27 protein-coding genes are annotated in these 24,405 nt (G+C 42.3%); 17 read left to right on the top strand and 10 right to left on the bottom strand.

All coding sequences use genetic code 11. The features are described from left to right. Window positions 1–9: 9 nt before the first annotated feature. Together G5T77_RS05970 and G5T77_RS05965 are read right to left on the bottom strand one after the other, a co-directional pair. The gene (locus G5T77_RS05970) at window positions 10–495 is read right to left on the bottom strand and encodes a thioesterase family protein (protein WP_166138319.1); all 486 of its coding nucleotides are present in this window, start codon (window positions 493–495) and stop codon (window positions 10–12) included. Window positions 496–619: 124 nt separating this feature from the next. Continuing rightward, window positions 620–2,005, bottom strand: a complete 1,386-nt coding sequence (locus G5T77_RS05965) for a Do family serine endopeptidase (protein WP_125279350.1) — start codon at window positions 2,003–2,005, stop codon at window positions 620–622. Window positions 2,006–2,241: 236 nt separating this feature from the next. On the opposite strand from G5T77_RS05965, the gene nadB reads away from it, so the two are divergent. Beyond that, window positions 2,242–3,870: an L-aspartate oxidase gene (gene nadB / locus G5T77_RS05960; RefSeq protein ID WP_166138322.1), complete on the top strand. Its 1,629-nt coding sequence runs from the start codon at window positions 2,242–2,244 to the stop codon at window positions 3,868–3,870. Window positions 3,871–3,988: 118 nt separating this feature from the next. On the opposite strand, the gene G5T77_RS05955 is transcribed toward nadB, so the two are convergent. The 4 genes from G5T77_RS05955 to pabC form a co-directional block, all read right to left on the bottom strand. Next, complete coding sequence (locus tag G5T77_RS05955) at window positions 3,989–4,429, bottom strand: PaaI family thioesterase (protein ID WP_171521877.1); 441 nt, start codon at window positions 4,427–4,429, stop codon at window positions 3,989–3,991. A gap of 91 nt (window positions 4,430–4,520) precedes the next feature. Next, a complete protein-coding gene (tmk, locus tag G5T77_RS05950; protein WP_125279347.1) occupies window positions 4,521–5,120 on the bottom strand; it encodes a dTMP kinase in 600 nt (199 codons plus the stop codon). Window positions 5,121–5,122: 2 nt separating this feature from the next. Beyond that, window positions 5,123–6,181: an endolytic transglycosylase MltG gene (gene mltG, locus G5T77_RS05945; protein ID WP_166138328.1), complete on the bottom strand. Its 1,059-nt coding sequence runs from the start codon at window positions 6,179–6,181 to the stop codon at window positions 5,123–5,125. Window position 6,182: 1 nt separating this feature from the next. Then, window positions 6,183–6,998: an aminodeoxychorismate lyase gene (gene pabC, locus G5T77_RS05940; RefSeq protein WP_166138330.1), complete on the bottom strand. Its 816-nt coding sequence runs from the start codon at window positions 6,996–6,998 to the stop codon at window positions 6,183–6,185. Between the two features lie 161 nt (window positions 6,999–7,159). On the opposite strand from pabC, the gene G5T77_RS05935 reads away from it, so the two are divergent. The 8 genes from G5T77_RS05935 (at window position 7,160) to G5T77_RS05900 (ending at window position 15,175) form a co-directional block, all read left to right on the top strand. Continuing rightward, on the top strand, window positions 7,160–8,170 hold the full coding sequence (locus tag G5T77_RS05935) for a sulfate ABC transporter substrate-binding protein (protein ID WP_166138333.1): 1,011 nt from the start codon (window positions 7,160–7,162) through the stop codon (window positions 8,168–8,170). A 173-nt stretch (window positions 8,171–8,343) separates the two neighbouring features. Next, complete coding sequence (locus G5T77_RS05930; RefSeq protein WP_166138336.1) at window positions 8,344–9,369, top strand: sulfate ABC transporter substrate-binding protein; 1,026 nt, start codon at window positions 8,344–8,346, stop codon at window positions 9,367–9,369. Between the two features lie 20 nt (window positions 9,370–9,389). Then, window positions 9,390–9,995, top strand: coding sequence for an alpha/beta hydrolase (locus G5T77_RS05925; protein WP_166138339.1), 606 nt, complete (start codon window positions 9,390–9,392; stop codon window positions 9,993–9,995). A gap of 86 nt (window positions 9,996–10,081) precedes the next feature. Then, window positions 10,082–10,915 carry a sulfate ABC transporter permease subunit CysT gene (gene cysT, locus G5T77_RS05920; protein ID WP_004784537.1) on the top strand — a complete coding sequence of 278 codons (834 nt, stop codon included), beginning with the start codon at window positions 10,082–10,084 and terminating at the stop codon, window positions 10,913–10,915. Then, complete coding sequence (gene cysW / locus G5T77_RS05915) at window positions 10,912–11,805, top strand: sulfate ABC transporter permease subunit CysW (RefSeq protein WP_004784540.1); 894 nt, start codon at window positions 10,912–10,914, stop codon at window positions 11,803–11,805. Before cysT ends, cysW begins: the two co-directional genes overlap by 4 nt. Window positions 11,806–11,816: 11 nt before the next feature. After that, window positions 11,817–12,878 (top strand): sulfate ABC transporter ATP-binding protein, encoded by a 1,062-nt coding sequence (locus G5T77_RS05910; RefSeq protein ID WP_004784543.1) that lies wholly within the window; start codon window positions 11,817–11,819, stop codon window positions 12,876–12,878. Between the two features lie 52 nt (window positions 12,879–12,930). Further along, complete coding sequence (locus G5T77_RS05905; protein ID WP_004784546.1) at window positions 12,931–13,854, top strand: CysB family HTH-type transcriptional regulator; 924 nt, start codon at window positions 12,931–12,933, stop codon at window positions 13,852–13,854. 115 nt (window positions 13,855–13,969) lie between these two features. After that, on the top strand, window positions 13,970–15,175 hold the full coding sequence (locus G5T77_RS05900; protein ID WP_171521876.1) for an outer membrane protein transport protein: 1,206 nt from the start codon (window positions 13,970–13,972) through the stop codon (window positions 15,173–15,175). 63 nt (window positions 15,176–15,238) lie between these two features. On the opposite strand, the gene carO is transcribed toward G5T77_RS05900, so the two are convergent. Further along, entirely contained in the window at window positions 15,239–15,964 is a 726-nt protein-coding gene (carO, locus tag G5T77_RS05895; protein WP_166138342.1) for an ornithine uptake porin CarO, read from the bottom strand. Between the two features lie 299 nt (window positions 15,965–16,263). Between carO and dapD the strand changes: the two genes are divergently transcribed. From dapD to G5T77_RS05870, 5 genes are all read left to right on the top strand, one after another. Further along, window positions 16,264–17,085, top strand: a complete 822-nt coding sequence (gene dapD / locus G5T77_RS05890; protein WP_004784553.1) for a 2,3,4,5-tetrahydropyridine-2,6-dicarboxylate N-succinyltransferase — start codon at window positions 16,264–16,266, stop codon at window positions 17,083–17,085. Between the two features lie 131 nt (window positions 17,086–17,216). Continuing rightward, window positions 17,217–17,927, top strand: coding sequence for a 7-carboxy-7-deazaguanine synthase QueE (gene queE, locus G5T77_RS05885; protein ID WP_166138345.1), 711 nt, complete (start codon window positions 17,217–17,219; stop codon window positions 17,925–17,927). 33 nt (window positions 17,928–17,960) lie between these two features. Beyond that, window positions 17,961–18,629 carry a 7-cyano-7-deazaguanine synthase QueC gene (queC, locus tag G5T77_RS05880; protein ID WP_034704975.1) on the top strand — a complete coding sequence of 223 codons (669 nt, stop codon included), beginning with the start codon at window positions 17,961–17,963 and terminating at the stop codon, window positions 18,627–18,629. 27 nt (window positions 18,630–18,656) lie between these two features. Next, complete coding sequence (locus G5T77_RS05875) at window positions 18,657–19,118, top strand: hypothetical protein (protein ID WP_034171206.1); 462 nt, start codon at window positions 18,657–18,659, stop codon at window positions 19,116–19,118. Window positions 19,119–19,198: 80 nt separating this feature from the next. Further along, window positions 19,199–19,657, top strand: a complete 459-nt coding sequence (locus G5T77_RS05870) for a peroxiredoxin (protein ID WP_166138348.1) — start codon at window positions 19,199–19,201, stop codon at window positions 19,655–19,657. Between the two features lie 76 nt (window positions 19,658–19,733). Here the strand turns inward: G5T77_RS05870 and G5T77_RS05865 are convergent, their stop codons facing one another. Beyond that, a complete protein-coding gene (locus tag G5T77_RS05865; protein ID WP_227607521.1) occupies window positions 19,734–20,339 on the bottom strand; it encodes a LysE/ArgO family amino acid transporter in 606 nt (201 codons plus the stop codon). A gap of 101 nt (window positions 20,340–20,440) precedes the next feature. Between G5T77_RS05865 and G5T77_RS05860 the strand changes: the two genes are divergently transcribed. Beyond that, a complete protein-coding gene (locus tag G5T77_RS05860) occupies window positions 20,441–21,343 on the top strand; it encodes a LysR family transcriptional regulator ArgP (RefSeq protein ID WP_166138354.1) in 903 nt (300 codons plus the stop codon). Between the two features lie 49 nt (window positions 21,344–21,392). On the opposite strand, the gene G5T77_RS05855 is transcribed toward G5T77_RS05860, so the two are convergent. Together G5T77_RS05855 and G5T77_RS05850 are read right to left on the bottom strand one after the other, a co-directional pair. Further along, complete coding sequence (locus G5T77_RS05855; RefSeq protein ID WP_166138357.1) at window positions 21,393–21,953, bottom strand: YceI family protein; 561 nt, start codon at window positions 21,951–21,953, stop codon at window positions 21,393–21,395. A 47-nt stretch (window positions 21,954–22,000) separates the two neighbouring features. Then, entirely contained in the window at window positions 22,001–22,570 is a 570-nt protein-coding gene (locus G5T77_RS05850; RefSeq protein WP_004784571.1) for a nicotinate-nicotinamide nucleotide adenylyltransferase, read from the bottom strand. 101 nt (window positions 22,571–22,671) lie between these two features. On the opposite strand from G5T77_RS05850, the gene G5T77_RS05845 reads away from it, so the two are divergent. Together G5T77_RS05845 and G5T77_RS05840 are read left to right on the top strand one after the other, a co-directional pair. Then, a complete protein-coding gene (locus G5T77_RS05845; RefSeq protein ID WP_166138359.1) occupies window positions 22,672–23,472 on the top strand; it encodes an enoyl-CoA hydratase in 801 nt (266 codons plus the stop codon). A gap of 73 nt (window positions 23,473–23,545) precedes the next feature. Continuing rightward, a complete protein-coding gene (locus G5T77_RS05840) occupies window positions 23,546–24,340 on the top strand; it encodes a nitroreductase family protein (protein WP_166138362.1) in 795 nt (264 codons plus the stop codon). Window positions 24,341–24,405 lie beyond the last annotated feature (65 nt).

Genomic DNA, 24,405 nt, shown 5'->3' with positions numbered 1-24,405 from the left:
ATCACCTTATTAGATTGATTCTTCTCTTATCGCCTTTGCTTCTTCACTCAAATATAAAGTAGAAAAATCATAAGGGTTAATACTGTCTGAGAGAGGCTGATAAGCTTGGGTAAAACTTGGCGACATACGCTTCGGTCGACCCGACGCAATTTCGATACAGGCCCACTGCGTGCTACCGGTAAATAGGACATTCTGATCCTGCGGACGATAAAATGCATACTGTCTGAATGAATACAAGGCATTTAGATCACTTAACCAGGTTCTTAAAATCAGTTCATCCCCTTCAAATGCCGCTTTGCGATACTGGACATGATGTTCAACTGCAACCATGGCATGTTTAAGTTGCAAATATTCATTTAAACCGAGTCCTAATTGCTCGATATGCGCCGAGGCCACATCCTGCATCCACTGCACATAAACTACGTTATTCACATGTCCTAGACGATCAATATGTTCAGGTTGTACCTTCAAAACTTGGTCAAAAATACCGGTCACTTTTCTCTAATCCTTTATCGCAATTTTTTCTATGTACAGAGTCTACAGAAATTATGCCTCGGGTAAATTGCGAAGAATAAAAAACCGCCTATACAAGCGGTCTTTTATTGAAGATTCATTTATTTTATGAAATGCGCATCCCGACAATGGCACGTTGACCCTGACGAATCAGACCGACACGGGCAACACTGCCTTTTTTTAGATCTGCCACAGCTTCCACAAACTGGTTACTGTTCAAGATTGCTTTACCATTGATTTGAGTTACGACATCATTGGGCATAATCCGTGCCTGAGCTGCGATCCCGTCTCTACGAACATCCTGAATGACTACACCACCCTTAATCTCTAAACGCTCTTTTTCAGCCGGGCTTAATTCACGAATAGTAACGCCTAATACCGGACCTTTATTTGGCTGAGCCTGGTTACCTGCTTTGGCTGGCGTTTCATCTGGTGCAGTCGTTAGTGTTGCATTGATACTACGACGTTTATCATCACGTAATACTTCTAACTGGATCTGCTGTTTAGGCGCAGAACGGTTCAAATAGTTCAGCAACTGGCTAGTGCGTGAAATATCAGTACCATTGTATTTTAAAATCACATCACCGGCTTGCAGACCCGCTTTAGCCGCAGGCGAGTTTGGTGCCACCTGAGTAATTAAAGAACCTTCTGGCTTAGATAATTTATAAGATTCAGCCAAAGTACGGTCGATATCTTGCAGGCTTACACCCAGATAAGAACGGGTCACCTTACCATCGCGTTTCAGCTGGTCAGCGACTTCCATAGCGACATCAATGGGAATCGAAAATGACAGACCCATATAACCGCCAGTACCACTGAAGATTCGTGAGTTCACCCCCACCACTTCACCACGCTGATTAAATAGTGGTCCACCCGAGTTACCTGGATTCAGGGCCACATCAGTCTGAATAAATGGGACTGCGGTTTCGCCCATCATATTACGCATCTTGGCACTGACAATGCCGGCAGAAGCGGAGTAGTCAAAACCAAAAGGCGAACCGATTGCTAGTACAGGCTCACCTACACGTAATTTATCGACATCACCAGTACGCAGTTCCGGGAAACCTGAACCATTGACTTTCAATAAAGCGACGTCAGTACGCTCGTCGCTTCCTACGACTGTCGCATCAATTTCCCGACGATCATTCAAGGTAATTGTCACCTTAGACGCATCTTCAACTACGTGGTGATTGGTCAGCAGATAGCCATCCTTACTAATGAAGAAGGCACTCCCATATCCGGTTTTTTCCTGCGGTACACGTGGCTGCGGAATAATCACCTGATTACCAAAGAAACGGCGTAAAATTTCAGGAACCTGTTGTTGCAAGAGCTCTTCTTCGCTCATTTTCTTGACAACACTCACACTGACAACTGCCGGACTGACCTGATCAACCAGGTTAGAAAAATCGACGGGTGTTACTGCCTGTAACTGAGCAGCACTCATGGTAACAGTCGCTGCAAATAATCCTTTTTTTAAATCCAGAATTTTCATATAAATTATTCACCCAAATTGTTGATAAATTTATGTAAATAGGTTTTATCACAAACTTCATATATTTTAAGTAACAATATGTTCGAAAGCTTGAATGTTGGCAACCTTTAATTTTTCTAAAGCATTAAGTTAAAGCTTTTATTAATTTTTTTCATCAATAAATGAGCACTTAAACGCTTGCCTTTTGTACAAAAAAGCGCTCTGATTAACGGACTTTTTTCAATTAGCTGATGGACATGTCTAATTTTCCCCTTACCCATCATTTTGACGTGATCATTGTGGGCAGTGGTGGTGCCGGTCTTAGTCTAGCACTTTCTTTGCCTGAACATTTTAATATTGCAGTTCTTGCCAAATCCACCCTGACCGATGCCAGTACCTATTATGCACAAGGCGGCGTTGCAGCAGTACTGGATGAGACAGACTCGATTGAACAGCATATTGATGACACCATGATTGCAGGTGTACATCTGTGTGAAATGGATGCGGTGAAGCAGACGGTGGAAGGTGGTAAGCCTTCGGTGGATTTTCTGCTGAAACACGGCGTCCAATTTACTCTGGATGAGCAGGAACAATTACATTTGACCCGTGAAGGCGGCCATTCACAGCGCCGAATCATTCATGCAGCTGATGCGACTGGGCGTGCCATTTCTACCACGTTGGTACAGCGTGCTCAGGAAAAAGAAAATATTACCATCTTTGAAAATTATATTGCGATTGATCTGATCTGTTCACAAAAACTGGGCTTAGATGGTAAAAATCGCGCCTTAGGTTTATATGCACTTAATGAAGAAAGTGCGCAGGTCCACACTTTCTTAGCTCCATTTACTGCTCTGGCTTGTGGCGGTGCGATGAAAGCCTATCTTTATACCTCGAACCCTGATATCGCGACCGGTGATGGGATTGCGATGGCTTATCGTGCCGGTTGCCGGGTTGCCAATATGGAATTCAACCAGTTCCATCCGACCTGTTTATATCATCCACAAGCCCGTTCATTCCTGATTACAGAAGCTATGCGTGGTGAAGGCGCGTATTTACGCCTACCTGATGGTGAGCGTTTTATGCTGCGCTTTGATGAGCGAGCAGAACTGGCACCACGTGATATTGTGGCGCGTGCAATTGACTATGAGATTAAACGTCTGGGCATTCGTCATGTCTGGCTGGACATTACCCATAAAGATGAAGGCTTCATCAAGGAACATTTCCCGACCCTGTATGCACGTCTGCTAGAGCTTGGCATCGACATCACTAAGGAAATGATTCCTGTGGTTCCTGCTGCGCATTATACCTGTGGTGGTGTGGTCGTAGATGAAAATAGCCAGACTGATATTGTCGGGCTCTATGCCATTGGTGAAACGTCCTATACTGGCTTACATGGTGCTAACCGCATGGCCAGTAACTCACTTTTAGAATGTTTTGTATATGGCATGAGTGCTGCCAAACATATTCAGGAAAATTTCAAGGCAGATCAAGCTATCCCTGAAGTACCAGAATGGGATGATTCTCAGGTGACCAATCCTGATGAAGATGTGGTTATTCTGCAAAACTGGGACGAGCTGCGTCAGACCATGTGGAACTATGTCGGTATCGTCCGCACGACTAAACGTCTAGAACGTGCCCTGCACCGGATTGAGATGTTGAAAAAAGAAATTACCGAGTATTATCAGGATTATCAGGTGAGCAAAAACTTGATCGAGCTGCGTAATCTGGTACTCGTTTCAGAGATGATTGTGCGTTGTGCCATGCAACGTAAAGAATCCCGTGGCCTGCATTTCACCCTGGATTATCCAGAATTGCTGCCTGAACTACGTAAAACTGTACTAATTCCACCAAGTTTTGAAGTAGAAACTCCTTTGGTGAATGCTTAAAGATATAAATAAGGCAGATCATATTTTTAAATGTTATCTGCCTTTTCTTTGGCTGTGATTTTTTTAAGTTTTTAGAATAATCCGGATTTAAATAAAGCATATGATTTGTATGAGTTAATCAGCATTTTAAGGAGTGTATGGGTTCTTTACGTGGTGGAACCGAATAGGTCGCTGTCACATGGGCAACCGGCTCTTCCTGATCAATCGAATAAATCCAAACTTCTCCCACAATGAGCGCCTTCCCCACTTTCATCAATTTACTTTCCCCTCGCAGATCGACTCCGCCTGAAGGTTTACGCAAAAAATTAATATTCAAGTTCGTGGTCACTGCTAGGCCAACCAGTCCAATCTCGCCAAGGATCGCGATATATAAAGCCAGATCAGCCAAGGTCATCATAGTAGGGCCAGATACCGTACCACCGGGGCGCAGTTCCTGTTCACTGACTCGATACAGTATGGTTGCACCCTCAGGCACTACAGCTTCGATCTGACACTTTTCCAGGCTCTGCGGAAATTCCTGCTGTAAAAATTGGATGATTTCTTCTCTTGTACTTTTCATCATGTTTTATCTTCCTGATTTATTCCAATATAGAAGATTCTTCCTTGAAATAACTAGAGAAAAGTATGCCAAAAATATCTTTAGAATAAAATTATTTTAAATAAGACAGCGCCTGTTCAAACACCTGATCCGGTGTTTGAGTTGCATCCAGACATTTAATCCGCTCTGGATGACGCTGGCATAGTGTTGCATATCCAGCGCGAACTTTCTCAAAGAAAGTAACTTTCTCTTGCTCAAACCGATCCAGCGCACCTCGGGCACGAGCGCGATTCATACCCAGTTCAATCGGTGCATCCAGCCAGAACGTAATATCTGGCATACGTTCCACAAAATTTTGATTTAACAGATTCAGCTTGTCTTCACTGAGTCCACGTCCTGCACATTGATAGGCAAAACTGGCATCACTGAAGCGATCACATAAGACAATTTTTCCAGCATTTAAAGCGGGTAAAATCACTTGTGCCAGATGCTGGGCTCGTGCCGCATACATCAACAATAACTCTGTATCATGGCACATCGCTTCTTCATGGTTTACGGCCAACAACAGTGAACGGATCTGTTCTGCCATTGGCGTACCGCCCGGTTCGCGGGTCAGCACGACCTCTTTACCTTGAGCAATAAAATCATCATAGATACGACGAATGAGTGTGGTTTTCCCTACACCCTCAGTGCCTTCAAAGCTGATAAACATGCTCATTCCTTATTTTTTGAACGTAAAACAGAGAGATATTCTTGCACTGCTCTATTGTGGTCTTGCAGACTGCTGCTGAATTTATGCCCACCATTACCCGTTGCAACAAAATAAATATTTTGTGAATTGTCCGGATGCATCGCTGCTTCAATGGCCTTTTTGCTTGGCAAGGCAATCGGTGTTGGTGGTAAGCCAGCCATAGTATAGGTATTATATGGTGTTGGAGTGCGCAAATCCTGACGGGTGATATTACCTTTGTAATTCTCACCCATACCATAAATCACGGTTGGATCTGTCTGTAGACGCATGCCAATTTTCAAACGGCGCACAAATACGCCAGACACCTGTTGTAACTCGCTATCCAGACTGGTTTCTTTTTCAATGATCGATGCCATGATCAGCGCTTCATATTTATTCTGATATGGCAGATCTGAAGCACGTTTTTCCCAAGCCTGATCCAGAGACTTCATCTGGCGCTGATAAAGATCAGTCAGAATCTTGCGATCCGTTTCGCCTTTGGCAAAGAAATAGGTATCTGGAGCGAACAGACCTTCAGGATGATTGAATGGAATATTAAGTTCTTTGAGCAATTGATCGGTTGGCAAATTCACCACTTCTTTAGTCACCAGATCATCTTTCTTTAAGGCATCAATCAGCTGTTTAAAGGTCGTGCCTTCGATGACCAGAATCCGGTTCATCTGAGCATTTTCTGCATTGGAAATCATGTCCAGCACTGCACGGATACTCATACCTTGAGGAATTTCATAAACACCCGCCTTCATGGTGTCATGAATCATGATGCGCTGATACAGCTTTAAAATAATCGGAAAGCTGACATAATTTTCTTTGGCCAGCCGATCAATAAATCCAGAATAGGTTTCACCGTTACTAATTGCCAGTAACTGTTTTTGACCTTCTACAGGATAATCTTTCCATAGGCTAGCTTTCAGGATCAACCCTAGAACCAAGAGTATCCCGATTAGAAATAAAACTATCCCTTTCATGAAACCAGGGCGTTTGGCATTATTTTTCTTTTTGGTTTTAGACTTGGAAGCTGACATATTAATAAGGCATCTGATTCAATCGAAGACGGTTAAAAAGTTCAATACAAGCATCTACATTTAAAGCACGCTGCTCAAATTGAGTGGCAATTTTCATCGGACTGAGCGCATTGCAGAAAAACAGGCTGTCGATATGGGGAATTTCATCCATTTCCACATCACGCTGCTGACAGATAATGCCCTGATCATGCATACGTTGCAAAATTTCTGCACGCATCACACCGAAGACGCCATTATAACGAAGTTCTGGTGTAATCCATGTATTGTTTATACGAATGAAGCAATTACTGCTCACCCCTTCAACAATCGTGCCCTGCACATCAGTTACCAGTGCTTCCGGCCAGCCATGCAGATCCGCTTCCTGTTTAAGCAACACCTGTTCCAGACGGTTTAAGGTTTTTAGCCCCACCAGATTTGGCATATTGAGACCAATAGCCTGTTGCAATACACCTGTCTGAATCTGCTCATAACTGAAGTCCTGTACAGTTTTCGGATAATAGAACACCCAAAGATCTGCCGGATGCTCTGGCAGGCTATAACCACGCTGTCCTATACCACGACTCAGTACAATCTTTAAGGTGCCGTTCAATTCATCTTCTGATTTCAATAACGCTTGCAAACTTTTTTCAATCAGGTCCAGATCAGCCTGCAAACTTATTTTTTGCTGGCTCATCCTTAAACGGGCTAGATGACGGTCTGCTAACTCGATCCGATTTCGACGGATGCGCGCGGTAGTAAAGCAGCCATCACCATAATGAAAGGCACGATCCAGCACATCTATATCTTTGACGGGTTGAGCATTTTTTAAATACAGCATGCTTTTAAGGCCTCTCTGGTGACGGATAAAGCGATGAAATATAAGCTCTGTCTATATATCTGTTTTACTCACATAAAATTCGTTTTTAATTATTTTTTATGCAAAAAATCTCCAGCTATTCTTGCCCCATCCAACAAAACAAAGAAACATTTGAGGCAAATATGAACATCCGTAAATTAAAAACTGGGGTATTGACAGCACTTATTTCAGCAACCGCTTTTAGCGTATCTGCAAAAGACTTCCTAAACGTGTCTTATGATCCAACTCGCGAATTGTACGATAACTTTAATAAAGAATTCAGTGCTTACTGGAAAAAATCTACTGGTCAGGATGTGAACTTTAAACAGTCACATGGCGGTTCAGGCAAACAGGCACGTGCTGTCATTGATGGTCTGGATGCGGACGTCGTGACTTTGGCTCTAGCTGCAGATATCGATGAGATTGCAGCACGCGGCTTGCTACCAAAAGACTGGCAGAAAAAATTCCCGCAAAACTCGACACCTTATACCTCAACCATCGTTTTCCTGGTGAAAAAAGGTAATCCTAAAGGCATCAAAGACTGGGGCGATCTGGTGAAACCGGGCGTAGAAATCATTACGCCAAATCCGAAAACTTCTGGTGGCGCGCGCTGGAACTATTTAGCAGCTTGGGCTTGGGCGAAACATCAGCCAGGCGGTAATGATACTAAAGCTCAAGACTTTGTTCGCCAGATCTACAAACAAACTAAAGTACTCGACTCAGGTGCACGTGGTTCAACAACGACTTTCGCTGAACGTGGTATCGGTGATGTATTGCTGGCTTGGGAAAATGAAGCACATTTAGCCATTCGTGAACAGCCAGGCAAGTTTGAAATCATCACCCCTTCTTTGTCGATTCTGGCTGAGCCACCAGTGGCAATCGTTGAAAAGAATGCTAAAAAAGATGGCAATGAAAATCTGGCTAAAGCTTATTTGAACTACCTGTACTCACCTGCGGGTCAAACGGTTGCTGCAAAGAATTTCTACCGTCCACGTAATGCGGCAGTATTAAAACAATACAGCAATGTCTTTAAATCGCTGAAGCTGGTGGCCATTGATAAAGAGTTTGGTGGCTGGGACAAGGTACAGAAAAAACACTTTGCCAATGGCGGTATCTTTGATCAGATCGTAAAGGCAAATAGCACAAAATCGTAATAATAAATGTCTATGCAATGGCCTTATTGAATAAGGCTATTGTTGTTTCAAATACTTATAAAATCTTTTATCTTATATTTTCATATAAAATTCATTTTTAATTATTTTTTATGCATAAAGAATAGGTTTATTCTTCACTCATGTTACAAAACGTGTAAGAGTTTGAGGTTCACATGAGCATTTCAACAAAACTAAAACTAGGGGTTCTGGCTGCTGTTATTTCAGCAACTTCATTTTCTGCTGCAGCGCGCGACTTTCTGAATGTCTCTTATGATCCGACGCGTGAACTCTATGAAGACGTCAACAAAGAATTTGGTAAATACTGGAAAAGCCGTACTGGCCAAAGCATCAACTTTAAACAGTCACATGGCGGTTCAGGTAAACAGGCACGTGCCGTGATTGATGGTCTGGATGCCGATGTCGTAACTTTGGCATTAGCCGCTGACATTGATGTACTGGTTGAAAAAGCCAAACTGTTACCTGCAGACTGGCAGAAAAAATTACCACAAAACTCAACACCATATACTTCTACTATTGTATTCCTGGTACGTAAAGGAAATCCAAAGGGCATCAAGGATTGGGGTGATCTGGTAAAACCGGGTGTAGCGATTATCACACCAAATCCTAAAACCTCAGGCGGTGCACGCTGGAACTATTTAGCAGCTTGGGCATATGCAAAACACTTACCGGGCGGTAACGACAAAACTGCACAAGAATTTGTTCGTAAAATCTATAAACAAACCAAAGTACTTGATTCAGGTGCGCGTGGTTCAACTACCACTTTTGCTGAACGTGGCATCGGTGACGTATTACTGGCTTGGGAAAATGAAGCACATTTAGCCCTTCGTGAACAACCGGGCAAGTTTGAAATTGTGACTCCTTCCCTGTCAATTCTGGCTGAGCCACCCGTGGCGATTGTTGAAAAGAATGCCAATAAAAAAGGCAACAAATACTTGGCACAAGGTTATTTAAACTTCCTTTACTCACCACTGGGTCAGGAAATCTCAGCACGTAACTTCTATCGCCCACGTAATGAAAAAATACTGGCGAAATATAGCCAAGTCTTTAAGCCATTAAAACTGGTGACTATTGATCAGGAGTTTGGTGGCTGGGATAAAGTACAGAAAGCCCACTTTGAAAATGGTGGTGTTTTTGACCAGATCGTTAAAGCTAACAGCGCAAAAAATAATTTAAGCTGATTTCATACAGGAGCATCGACATGACTCATACGCTTATTGTTCCCGGTGTAGGTGGCAGTGAATACAATCACTGGCAAACCTGCCTGCAACACCGGCTCATGCGTTGCTCCCGGGTGCAGCAAAAAGACTGGAATCATCCGGTACTGGATGTATGGGTCGCAGAATTTGTTAAAACCCTGCAAGCCATTCCAGATGATGTACAAATTGTGGCACATAGCTTTGGCTGTTTGACCAGCGTGGCAGCACTGGCCCAGTATCCTGAACTGAATACTAAAGTCAAAAATCTGGTTCTGGTTGCACCTGCCAATCCGGCACGTTTTGGGGAAAATGGTTTTTCCCGTGATAGCCAGATGGATTACAGCGCCTATTTTCAGCAGCTCAAGATTCAGGCTCCAACGACTTTGTTGATCAGTGAAAATGATCCATGGCTAAGTTTTGAAGATGCTCAGGTTCTGGCGAAAGCCTGGAAGATCAAACCGATTAATCTGGGAGCTGTAGGCCATGTCAATGTTGCTTCCGGTTTTGGTTCTTTCCCTGAAATTGAACAATATTTGATTTCAGAAAAGGCTATGCACCATATCAGCAAAGTTGATGAGAGCAAGTATTATTTTAAATTTGCATTTTAGTCCCTGCAAATTATGCTTGTGCCGATTCTATTTTCTAATTTTCGCTGGTTAACTTTAACCAGCATTCTCTCTTTTGAGGAGTAATCATGTCGCAGCGATCCCGAGTGCTGCCAGGATTTGGTCTTTCTCTAGGCTTTACCCTAGCGTATTTGTCATTAATCGTTCTGATCCCGCTCTCTGCCGTTTTTATTAAATCACTCGGCATTGGCTGGGAAGGCTTATGGGAAATCCTGAGCTCTGAACGTATCTTGAAATCATTACAGCTAAGCTTTAGTTCAGCCATTATCGCTGCTTTGATTAATGTAGTTTTTGGCCTGTTACTGGCATGGTGTCTGGTGCGTTATAGCTTTCCGGGCAAACGTATTGTCGATGCACTGGTCGATCTGCCTTTTGCCCTGCCAACTGCAGTTGCCGGTATTGCTCTGACTTCTTTATATGCACCGACTGGCTGGATTGGTCAATATCTGGATCCCATCGGCATCAAGGTGGCTTATACCCCGATCGGTATTACCCTGGCCTTGATTTTTATCGGTATTCCTTTTGTGGTCCGTACGGTACAGCCAGTTCTTTCTGATTTAGAAACTGAACTGGAAGAAGCAGCATCTGCACTCGGTGCGAACCGTTTTCAGATCGTCACTAAAGTTATTTTCCCGATTCTACTGCCAGCACTGATCACAGGTTTTGCATTGGCTTTTGCACGTGGTGTCGGTGAATATGGTTCGGTCATTTTCATTGCGGGTAACCAGCCTTTTGAAACTGAAATTGCACCCTTAATGATTATTTCCCGTCTGGAAGAATATGACTATGCAGGTGCGACCACAATTGCTGTAGTGATGCTGCTCATTTCCTTTGTAATGCTCTTCCTGATTAACTTATTGCAAGCTTGGGCGAGCCGCCGTACCGGGAGAACTGCACGATGAGTTTAAATACCAACAGCAATGCGCTGGCTGAAAAGCTGCAATCCCGCGATGCGACTCGTGAGCCGACCTGGGTACGTTATACCCTGATTGCGATTGCACTGATCTTCTTTTTAAGCTGCCTGATCCTGCCTTTGGTTCTGGTCTTTGTTGAAGCATTTAAACAAGGGGTTGGCGTATATACGCAAGCCCTTGTTCATCCAGATACTTTATCTGCGGTCAAACTGACTTTACTAACGGCTGTGATCGCGGTACCAATGAATGTAATATTCGGCGTAGCTGCAGCCTGGTCAGTAGCGAAGTTTAACTTCCCTGGTAAGTCAATTTTAACCACCATTATCGATATGCCTTTCTCGGTATCACCTGTTATTGCAGGTTTGATGCTGGTACTGATTTTCGGTACTCAAGGCTGGATGGGTGGCTGGTTGATGGATAATGACATCAAGATCCTTTACGCCGTTCCTGCGATTGTTCTAGCAACGATCTTCATTACCGTACCTTTTGTAGCACGTGAGCTGATCCCTTTAATGGAAGCGCAAGGTACTGAAGAAGAAGAAGCTGCGATTGTACTCGGTGCATCTGGCTGGCAAACCTTCTGGAAAGTGACCCTGCCAAATATCAAATGGGGTCTGATTTACGGCGTAATTCTGTGTAATGCCCGCGCCATGGGTGAGTTCGGTGCAGTATCAGTGGTTTCTGGCCATATTCGTGGTGAAACCAATACTTTGCCGCTACACGTCGAAATTCTATATAACGAATATACCTTTAGCGCTGCGTTTGCCGTGTCATCGCTCCTGGCTCTCCTCGCAATTGTGACTCTGGTTCTGAAAACCTGGGTCGAACTGCGCCAGGAAAAACAAGACAAACGTAATGACGATTCAACAGTTTCTTAAGGAATGCCCACATGAGTATTCAAGTTAAAAATATTGAAAAACACTTTGGTGCATTCCATGCACTGAAAAACATTTCTCTGGATTTCCCGGATGGTCAGCTGGTTGCCCTGCTCGGCCCGTCAGGCTGTGGTAAAACTACCCTATTGCGTATCATTGCAGGTCTGGAATCTGCTGACGGTGGTCAGGTGATTCTGGAAGGTCAGGATGCAACCAATGTTCACGTTCGTGAACGTGAAGTGGGTTTTGTATTCCAGCACTATGCCCTGTTCCGTCACATGACCGTATTCGATAACGTGGCTTTTGGTCTGCGTGTCCGTCCACGCTCTACTCGTCCATCGGAAGCAGAAATTAAAAAACGCGTGACTCGTTTGCTTGATCTGGTTCAGTTAGGTTTCCTAGCAGACCGTTACCCGGCTCAGCTTTCTGGTGGTCAGCGTCAGCGTATTGCTTTGGCTCGTGCACTAGCCGTTGAGCCACGTGTACTGTTACTGGATGAACCGTTCGGCGCGCTAGATGCCAAAGTCCGTAAAGAACTGCGCCGCTGGTTACGTACCCTGCATGATGAACTGCACATTACTTCAATTTTCGTCACTCACGATCAGGAAGAAGCCTTAGAAGTTGCTGATCAGATCGTGGTGATGAACAAAGGCAATGTGGAACAGATCGGTTCACCACGTGAAGTGTATGAAACACCGAAAACACCATTCGTGTTTGACTTCCTGGGACAAGCTAACCGTTTCGAAGGCCAGAATAATGGCGGCATACTTCAGCTAGGTGAAGACCGTATTCAGTTCGATGCCGCTAAACAGGCAGCTCAGGGTAATGTCATTGTCTTCGCTCGCCCGGATGAACTGCGTATTCATGCACAACCACAAGAAAATGCGATTCAGGCCACGTTCATTCGTGAACTCTGGATTGCAGGAAAAGTCGTTGCAGAATTGAATGACCGCCAAGGCAATCTGATTGAAATTTCACTGACACCAGAAGAAGCCCGCGCTCATCAATTCCGTCCGGATCAAACTGTTTGGTTGAGTGCATTAAATCTGCATTTATTTGAAAACCAGGTCGCGTAAGGCTGCAAGATGGGGCTTTTAAATGCCCCATCCTCTTATAGGGTAAAGAATTATGAATTTCCAACAATTAAGAATTATTCGAGAAACTGTTAGACAGAATTTTAACTTAACTGAAGCTTCAGCCGCGCTTTACACTTCGCAGTCAGGTGTCAGTAAGCATATTAAAGATTTAGAAGATGAGCTTGGTGTACAGCTATTTATCCGTAAAGGTAAACGCCTATTAGGACTGACTGAACCAGGTCAGGCACTTCTTGGTATTGTAGAACGTATGCTGGTTGATGCAGACAATATCAAACGTCTTGCGGATGACTTTAACAAGGTCGATGAAGGCACGCTGACCATTGCAACAACACATACTCAGGCACGTTATGTATTACCGCCGATCGTGAATCAGTTCAAAAAAGAATTTCCGAAAGTTCATCTTATTTTGCAACAAGCCAGTCCAATGGAAATTACTGAAATGCTTCTTCAGGGTGAAGCAGATATCGGGATTGCGACTGAAGCCTTAACGACTGAAGAAAATCTGGCGAGTGTGCCTTATTATAACTGGCAGCACAGTATTATTACGCCGCAAAATCACCCGCTAAATAGCAAAGAACAGGTACGTATTGAAGACCTCGCTGGCTATCCGATTATTACTTATCATGGTGGTTTTACTGGCCGTTCTAAAATCGACTCAGCCTTTGAAGAAGCCGGTGTAGATGTGGATATTGTCATGTCAGCTCTGGATGCCGATGTGATTAAAACTTATGTCGAGCTCAACATGGGTGTTGGCATTGTCAATGATCTGGCTTATGATCCAGAACGTGACTATCGTCTGAAACAGATTAAAACCGATATTTTTGGGGTAAATACTACCTGGATTGCAGTACGTAAAGGCCACTTATTACGTGGTTATGGTTATGAGTTTATTTCTTTATGCTCACCAGATGCAGATATCAAGGCACTGAAAAAAGTCGCTTATCCAGATGAATAATATGGATTGTACTTTCTGAATTGAAGAGGCCTATCGCCTCTTTTTTTAATTTTAACAGTAGATTATTTCATTAAAAATCAAGCATAATTACAGTATAATTCAATAAATTATATTAATGATGAGCTACAGATTTTCCCTCTTGGGATGTGGACTGATTTTTTCTGGGACAAGTTTTGCAGCAGCTTTTGAACAATCCAATCAAACTATCCAGTCCTTCTTTGAAAAGGATCATTATGCCGAAGTCTCATTTGCCTGGACGAATCCTAATGTTAGCGGTCAAGTACAGCATACCGAAGTATTAGAACAATTAGGTATTCAAGATTTTTCTACGGGTCAGCTTGCGAATAATCAGCTGGTTATTAATGCTGCATTAAAACTACAGCTTCATCCTCAGATCTCCTGGGGTTTTATTTACGATCAGCCCTTCCATGTCGATGTTGCATATCAATATAGTCCAATTTTTGCAGGTAAGCCTACAGAGATTGAAGCAGCCGATATTGAGTTTGATAGTCATAATCTGACTTCCATTCTTGGATATCAGCCTGATCCAAACTGGAATCTCTATGCAGGACTGAGTTATCAGACCTTAGAAGGTAATTTAAGTTTGGTAGGTGAATCTTTTTCTGTCTTTAATGGTTATCACATTCAGCTTGAACAAAATGCTGCCTGGGGTTGGCTCACTGGAATGAGCTATCAAATTCCTGAGTATTTCTTTAGAACAGCGTTAACTTATCGTTCAGCCATAAACCATCAACTGGAAACCACAGAATCAATTACAGTCGGTATACCTACGTCGTCAAGCTTTACGAAAGTACAAACACCTCAATCTATTAATTTAGATATTCAGAGCGGACTTCCCTCTCATAATATTTTGTATGCGAGTTTACGCTGGGTAAATTGGCAAGATTTTGTCATTCAACCGCCGAAATTCGGTACAGTGATTGATTATGCCGCCCTAGAATTTCCTGAAGTGAAAGATATCAAGATGATCGACTATCAGGAGGATCAATGGTCGGCCAAACTTGGAATCACACATCAATGGCCTTCTTCTGTTATTCATTCTTTTGAAATTCTATGGGACTCAGGTATGGGAAATCCAGCTTCCACCTTGAATCCAAGTGATGGTTATTGGGGAGTGGGTTTGGGCTATTTTCAGAATTTTCAAAAACACTGGGATATTGCTACAGGAGTGTATTATTTAAAATTTCAGAAGCCTAAAACAGATACAAACGCTGTTATACCCCAGTTCGTAGGCTTATCTGCAGTGGATGATAATGATGTTTGGATCGTCGGTATGAAATTGGGCTATCATTTTCAATAGCTTCTAATAAATAAAAAAAACGAGCCGAAGCTCGTTTTTTTTATTAGGCTTAGCAGCTACAGCTTAGAAGCGGAAGCTTACACCCAGTTTTGCTACTGGAAGCCATTCGTATTTATTGTCTGTACGAATTTTTTCTCTTTCAGCATCAATTGCATCTGTAATTGGACGGCGATTAACACTTTCTGCTACCTGACTACCTGTATTATATAATTCTACAGTTGGGTTACCGTTATAATATGCACCAATTTCACCGAATACCCCCCAACGATTAGTAATTGCTGGAGAGAAGCCAAGGCCTACATAAGGTGCGATATTATTTTTATAAGATAAACTACCTACTACATCACCTACATCTGCTCCAAATGTAGAACCATCAATTCTGATTTCCCCATCTGTGCCAGGACGACCACGTAGACCATAATCATTATCGATATAAGCCACACCTGCTGCCATATAGAACCAGTTCGCCCAAGGACGAATTTCAGCATTTAAATAAGTCAGGTTATTGTCCATATCCAGGTCATATTTTGTTCCATTAACTGATAAATCATCTGACCAAGAAATATCACCACCGTTATAACCTAGAGTAACACCTACATAAGGGTTAGCATTCCAAGAGATCGCGCCACCATAACCGGTAGTACCGACTTCAGCACGAACAGCTGCAGGTTTAAAGAAAGAGAATTCAGCTACGCCTTCATCTGTTACGATTGTTTCATCAGCAGCCATGACAGATCCAGCTGTGGCAGCTAGAACGGATACTGCTAAAAGTTGATATAAAGCTTTCATTATTTCTCTCCTCAAAAGAACTTTTTTTTCATCATTAGTTATTCGTGATGAGCTCAATATAAAGGAGTCAATGAATATTTTTTATTCGTGTTTTGCTGAGCTTTTGTTATTTTTTGATACATATTAATTTTTCTTGTTGAATGATAAGCCTTTTTTAAACAATGTTTGTACATATCTAAAATACGAAAAGAATACTAATCACTTTACTTGCGAATTTAATTCAGCACCCTTCCTAGTTTTCCATCTTTTTAGAGCAATATAGTGTAAAATATCGGAAATTTTTTTCTGGAAGGAAGATCATGTCTCAGCTTTCAACAATCATTGAACAAGCGTTTGAAGACCGTGCGAATTTCACAGCAGCAGACTGTCCTGCTGAAATCCGTCAAGCAGTTGAGGAAGTAATTGCTGGCCTGGACAATGGTACTTTACGTGTTGCTGAAAAAATCGAAGGTGAATGGGTTGTTCATCAATGGATTAAGAAAGCGGTATTGTTATCATTTAAATTAAACGATAACAAACCAATGGAAGCTTGTGATCTTCGCTTCTACGACAAAGTAGATACTAAATTCTCTGACTGGACTGACGAGCAGTTTAAAGCTGCTGGCGTACGTGTTGTTCCTCCTGCAGTAGCACGTAAAGGTTCTTTCCAGGCGAAAAACGTGGTATTGATGCCTTCTTATGTGAACATCGGTGCTTATGTAGATGAAGGTACAATGGTTGATACTTGGGCAACTGTAGGTTCATGTGCTCAAATCGGTAAAAATGTTCACTTGTCTGGTGGTGTAGGAATCGGTGGTGTTCTTGAGCCGCTTCAAGCTAACCCAACAATTATTGAAGACAACTGTTTCATCGGTGCACGTTCTGAAATCGTTGAAGGCGTAATCGTTGAAGAAGGCTCTGTCATTTCTATGGGCGTATTCATTGGTCAATCTACCAAGATTTATGACCGTGAGACTGGCGAAATCCATTATGGCCGTGTACCTGCTGGTTCTGTTGTAGTATCAGGCAGCCTGCCATCTAAATGCGGTAAATACAGCTTATATGCAGCTGTAATCGTGAAAAAAGTAGATGCGAAAACTCGTGCTAAAACTAGCCTGAACGATCTGCTTCGCGAAGACTAAGATGTCTTAACTTAGAGGACACATTTGTGTTCCTCGGAGCTTCAACCGCTCCTCATCTCTACGGTCAGCAATGATCGTAGGGATTTTTATTTTTATACATTGTTATTTATTTTTCAGTGGTTAATGTTGTTATGAATACGCTTCGATCTTCCGCAATTCCAGTTTCTGATCCGTCTGCGGGCTTACGCATTACGGAGATCTTCTATTCATTACAAGGTGAAGCCAATACTGCAGGTTTACCGACCGTATTTATCCGCTTAACCGGATGTCCACTGCGCTGTACCTATTGTGATACTACGTATTCTTTTGAAGGTGGCGTACGCAAATCTTTAGATGACATCATTCAGACCACGCTTGATTTTAAAACGCCTTATGTCTGTGTGACCGGAGGTGAACCATTGGCGCAACCGAACGCCCTGCCTTTGATGCAGCGACTTGCAGATTTAGGCTGTGAAGTCTCTTTAGAAACCAGTGGTGCGTTAGATGTATCTAAAGTGGATACACGTGTATCCAAAGTTCTGGATTTAAAAACACCAACTTCAGGTGAAGTTGCACGAAATTTGCTTACAAATCTGGATCATTTGACTCAGCATGACCAGATTAAGTTTGTGATCTGTAATCGTGAAGATTATGAATGGTCAAAACAGCAGATAGAACAGTACCAGTTGAATGAAAAAGTCAGTACGGTCTGGTTCTCCCCTGCCTTTGCAGTTGAAAAAGGAGCTACGCGCTTGCCACAATTGGCACGTGATCTGGCTCAATGGATTTTAGAAGACCATCTCCCTGTTCGTTTCCAGCTGCAGCTGCACAAGTTGTTATGGAATGATGAAACTGGTCGTTAATTTTTGTAAATTTACTATATTGGAGTATTTGTTATGCGCCCTCGTGCCATTGTATTGTTATCTGGCGGATTAGATTCAACAACCTGTCTGGCTTGGGCGCAGGCACGCTATGAATGTATCGCACTGAGTTTTATGTATGGCCAACGCTCTACTACAGAACTTGATGCAGCTCGTGCACTGGCTCAACGCTCGGGTGTAGAACATCGTGTCATCAATATTGATTTAGGTAACCTGGGCGGCTCAGCCCTTACTGATCATAGCATTGAGGTACCAGACCAATTGCAGGAAGGTATTCCGGTAACCTATGTACCTGCACGAAATACCATCTTCTTATCTTATGCTTTGGCTGCTGCAGAAGTGTTCGGTGCTGAGGCAATTGTGATCGGGATTAATGCGGTGGATTATTCAGGTTATCCAGACTGCCGCCCGGAATTTATTGAAGCTTTTGCCAACATGGCACGCCTTGCAACCAAGGTCGGTGTTGAAGGTCAGGCCCTGAAATTTGAAACACCTTTGTTACATTTATCCAAAGCAAATATCATTCGCTTAGGCCTAGAACATGGCGTAGACTACAGTCAAACGGTATCTTGCTACCAAGCAGATGACCAAGGACGTGCGTGTGGAACATGTGACAGTTGTCGTTTACGCAAGCAAGGTTTTGCTGATGCAGGTGTTGAAGACCCGACACGTTATTACCTTTAAAATCGATCAAGGTTATAAATCCATATTATGAATATTAAAGCCAAATTACTTGCGACTAGCCTACTCTCTTTGTCTGCCCTATTTTCAACTGCATCTTTTGCAAATAATGATCAAGCTAAGGCAAAAGCAGAATTTGAGGCAATGAAAAAAGAATACACAACTGCCATGAAAAATGCTGGAAGCAGTTCAAATGTACGTGACGGTTTAATTAAAGCCTGTGCTATTCCATACAAACAGGCAGTGAAGTACAAAAAACTGACTCAGTCTGATGTGAATAAGCTTTGTACATGTGAAGTAGATGCAGAAGGTAAATTGACTCAAGCTCAGAAATGGCAGATTCAAAGCACCATTAACCAGAAGAAAAACCCTGCAACTTTAGACTTTGTTAAAAAACAAAGCCAGAATGTGCAGTCTTGTGTAGGCCCACAGCTCGCAGGTAAATTAAATTCACTTGCTGCAGAAGCCAATAAAGCCGCTCAAAAGAAATAATCCTGACGGATGTTTTTCTAGAATAAGCCACTATAATGTGGCTTATTTTTTTGAAAAAATTTAGAAAAATTGGAGAGACCATGTCTGAGATCAGCTTACCTGAGCACACTTTTTCAACCACTACAGGTGAAATTAATCTAGCCCAATTAAATGCAGAATGGTTAATTATCTATTTTTATCCTAAAGATTCTACACCGGGCTGTACCACTCAGGCAGTCGGTTTCTCTTGTTTAAAAGATCAGTTTGATGCACTCAATACGACTATTCTGGGCGTATCACGTGACTCGATTAAAGCGCATCAGAACTTTACTGAAAAACAGAATCTAACTATCAATCTGATCAGTGATAAAGAAGAAGTGTTATGCAAACACTTTGATGTCATTAAAGAAAAGAATATGTATGGGAAGAAAGTGATGGGCATTGAGCGCTCTACCTTCATTTTCCATAATGGCAAACTGGTCAAAGAATACCGTAAGGTGAAAGCTGCTGGCCATGCTGAACAGGTTTTAGAAGATTTGAAAGCTTTACAGACTGCTTAAGGTCTTTTATAAAATCAAAAAAAGGTATGATCAGAAATATCATGCCTTTTTCTTTAGAGTTGCTGCAAAGAATAATTTAGTTCACTAAAGAAACTGCAATTGACCACATTACACAGCCAATGAGTACATCCAGTATTTTCCAGGCTTTTGGACGCTGAAAAATAGGTTGCAAATAACGTGCTGCATAGCCCAGTCCAAAAAAGAATACAAAGGACGCACTAATCGCTCCTAAGGCAAATTGTATCTGCGCATTGGAATATTGGGTGGAGATAGAACCAATCAAGACCAGTGCATCCAGATAAACATGCGGATTGAGCCAGGTCAGCATCAAACAAATCAGCAAAACCTTATATAAAGAAGGCACATCTTTTTGATCTGTGTCCAGACGCTGCTCATTCTTCCAGGCCTGATAAAAATGCTGAGCGCCATAGATCGCCAGAAAAGTTGCACCCAGATATTTCGCCATATTGATCCAGTGCGGATTGACCAGCATCAATTGTGAAAACCCCAAAACACCGGCAAAAATCAATATTGCATCAGATAAGGCACAACACATACAGATCGCAAAGACATACTGCTGTTTCAAGCCCTGCTTCAATACAAAAGCATTTTGTGCACCAATGGCAATAATCAGGCTAAAGCCTACTGCAAGACCTTGTATATATGCATTTAACATTGGAATATCATAGAATTATAAAGATGGGGATCATTATCTATGTTATTCTTTTCAATTAAATATAATTAAGAAAATATCATTTAGACTAAATTTTATTTAGGTAAGCTATGCCACTTAATTCTAAAAACTGTGATGCTTTTCTGGCTGTTGCAGAAACCCAAAGTTTTGATGCTGCCGCAAAAGTATTAAATATAACGGCTTCAGCAGTCACTTTAAGAGTGCAAAATCTGGAAAGAGATTTGGGGCAAGTTCTGGTACTACGTGAGCGTCCTTGTAAAGTCACCAATGCCGGTCAAACCTTACTGAATTATTTACAGCATCAACGTCTGTTACAGCAGCAATTGATCCAGCAATTAAATGGTCAAAATAAAGCAGAATTTAGCTCGATTCATATCGCGGTAAATGCGGATTCTCTTGCGACTTGGTTATTTCCCTGTCTGAACACCACCCTGCTTGCAGAGAAAATCACTTTGAATCTTCAGGTCGCTGTTCAAAGTGAAACTCATAAGCTTCTAGAGCAGGGTCAAGTCAATGCCTGTATTAGCAGTGAGAGTGAAGCCATGCCGGGCTGTAAGGCTCATTTTATCGGGCAGATGCATTATAGAATGGTCGCAACACCTGCTTTTGTGCATTCCTGGTTTAAACAAGGCATTCACCGGGAATCACTGCGTAAGGCACCTGCTGTGATTTATAATGATCAGGATCATCTACATAGTCATCTACTGTTGGCTCAATTTGGCTTGAACCAGCAATGTTTTCCTTTTCACTATATCCCCTCCTCGACCGCCTTTGCGGACGCTATTTTTTCAGGATTGGGATACGGTTTAGTGCCGGACTATCAAATTGCGGACCGGACTCAAAATGGGACACTGATCGAAATACTGCCTCAATGCAGTTGTGATGTACCTTTATATTGGCATCACTGGAAACAGCAGTCTCCCGCTCTAAAACAGTTAACCAAAGTAATTCTGGAACAGGCAGAACAGTGCATGAATAGTCCAATTCAATAAACAGTTCTATTATGTCCTGCCGAATTTACAGAAATTGGATATCACATTATTAGGTTTTCCACTGCCCCATTAAATGAATATTAACTTTTTCACCCACGCCTGCAGTGGCTTTCTTCATCCCAAAATCTGAGCGATTAATTACAGTAGTGGATTTCACATCGAGTAAATTAGGATTACCCTTGTTCGGTGTCAGAGTGGTATCGAATACCACTGGTCGAGTAACACCTCTTAGAGTGAGTTGACCCATGACCTGATAACGATTCGTACCATTTGGCTTAAACTGGGTACTTTTGAAATTGACCGTTTTATAGCGCGATGCATGAAACAGGTCCTCACCCATAATCATATTTTTAAGGCTAGGTTTGGAAACTTCCAAGCTATCCACCTGCATAGTGAACTCAGTAGATGACTGTTGTGGCCGATCGGGATCAAAATGCATGGTAGCCTTGAACTCTTGAAAATTTCCCTTTACCACATTCAAACCCAAGGAGTTAATGCTAAAGCCGACACTACTTTGAGGTGTTAATGTCCAGCTTTTAGCATACGCAGCTGATACACACATAGCAGATAGAGCACCCGCATAAGCTATATTTTTCAGGAATAGATTCATTGTGTTCATCCTTAACAATCAAATGAACTCACTACCTTAAAACGGTTTCAGCCCAGATTTGTTTTATCATTTAGTTCAAACTTGTTGACCAATTGTTGATAAATCTCATTATTTTTAAATTTATGTAAAAACTCACTGGTGCCTAAAGGAAAAGCCGATTCCACCACTTCACCGCGATAATACGCTTCACGTAAAGGAGTGGCGGATATAGCGCCGACCAAGCTATCCAGTTCCACCATTTCCCATTCCGGGAACAAACTTAAATAATAAGAAGATTCATCTTTAAAGTGTCCAATTAGACCAACTTTTGCTTCTGCTTCAACTACTTCAGACACCAACGATTTCACCAGTTTTTGCCATTTTTCATCATTATAGACATCAATGACATGGACAAATTTAATGCGCTTCTGATCTGCTTCAGAAAAATTCGACAGGATCATTTCTTCACGTTCAGTGGCCAGAAATGGATTTTTAATATTGCGTTCTTGCTGTGCTGAGCCTAATGCCAGAATCACCTGCTGGCTCTGCTGCAAGGCAATTTTAATCGTTTGCATATGGGCTAGATGGAAAGGTTGAAAACGACCAATAAACACCAGGTAATCAAATTTATACTTCATAGCACATCTTACTTTTATGAACGCATCAGTTATGCCGCAGGGAAGTTTTTGCGACATAATAAGCGCCAATAAATTCATATTAATAAAGCAAGGATAGTACGATGACACTGAGCTGTATTCAACAACCGCATCAGCATTTAAATGCGAATTTAGACAATGGCGTACTGACCTTAGCCATTCACCGTCCTGAGGCAAAAAATGCGCTTTACGGCGAACTATATCTATGGATCGCACAGGCACTGGATGAAGCAGATCAGGATAGTAGTGTGCGTGTCGTGATTCTACGTGGTCAAGACGCAGACTTTAGTGCCGGCAATGACATGCAGGACTTCATGAAGTTTATTCAGACGCCTCTGCAAGGTAAGGCTGGTGATACCCCTCCTTTTGTCCTGTTGAAGTCCGCTGCAAAATTTTCCAAGCCTTTAATTGCTGCCGTTCGTGGTGTGGCGATTGGGATCGGGGTAACGATTCTGCTGCATGCTGATCTGGTTTATAGTGACAATACTGCCCTGTTCCAGATTCCATTTGTTAGCCTTGGCCTGTCGCCTGAAGGCGCTTCAAGTAAACTGTTAGTACAACAAGCGGGTTATCATAAAGCGGCTGAGTTACTGCTTACTGCACAGCGATTTAATAGTGAAAAAGCATTGGGTGCAGGTCTGGTAAATAGCATTGAGGAAGACGCCTATGCCGCTGCTGAAAAACAGGCAAAAATTCTTGCCGCTTTACCCCTGGCTTCTATTAAACAAACCAAAGCACTGATGAAGCATAATCTGGCTGAAATTATCGAGTGTATTGATGATGAAGCGGAGATCTTTATGAAACGTGTGGGTTCACCTGAAATGACGGAAGCCGTTCAGGCGTTTATGCAAAAACGGAAACCTGATTTCACACAATTCAACTAATTCTGAAACTTATCTTTTAATTGAGGCAGTTTAGACTGCCTCAATCTTTTATTTTTTTGAAAGAATCTAGCTTATGACTAATGAAAACTCCCAAACGACTTCTCAAACAACCGATAGTTCAAATCCTGAAAAGAAACGTTACTACGAACCTGCACCTCAGGATATTGATGTAGACAATTTCCGAAAGGTCATCGAAAGCCGACGTTCTGTACGTAAATTCACTAAAAAGCCAATTCCTGCCGAGGTCCTCGATGCCTGTCTGGATTTGGCCTTGCTGGCACCAAACTCTTCAAACCTGCAGCCGTGGACATTTTATGTGGTGCAGAACCCATCCAAGAAAAAACGTCTGGTTAAAGCATGTATGAGCCAGCTTGCTGCTAAAACAGCTTCAGAACTGATTGTCTGTGTGGCACGTACTGACCGTGTAGATGAAATGGCAAAACTGAATATCAGCGAGTTTCCATTTCCTGAGGCTCCACCAGCCATTAAAAAGTACTATAAGTACATTCCATACAACTACAAAACCGGTTATTTAAATGCCTTTGGTAACTTTAAGAAAGTTGCTTTCAAAGTAGCACGTACACTCGATAAACAAATGCCGGTTTCCGCATTTAGTCCTGCCGATGCCAAACTATGGGCAAGTAAAACCACAGCATTAGCCTGTGAAAACCTGGTACTGGCTTTACGTGCTTATGGTTTTGATAGCTGTATGATGGAAGGTTTCGATGAACCAATGGTTCGTGAAATTCTGGACCTGAATGATCAGCAATATCCGGTGATGGTGATTGGTGCTGGTGAACGTGCCAAAGATGGCGTGTTCTTCCCGCAGTATCGTTTTGATCGAGAGCTGTTTATTCAGAAGGTTTGAGTTTAAAAATAGTATTTAAAGGATTTAAGAATATTAATTTACTTCTCTGTACACGACAAATTTCA

It is taken from the genome of Acinetobacter sp. GFQ9D191M (genome assembly GCF_011174875.1).
In the GTDB taxonomy this organism is placed as follows: Bacteria; Pseudomonadota; Gammaproteobacteria; order Pseudomonadales; family Moraxellaceae; genus Acinetobacter.
This window is presented reverse-complemented; position numbering and strand designations above follow the sequence as displayed.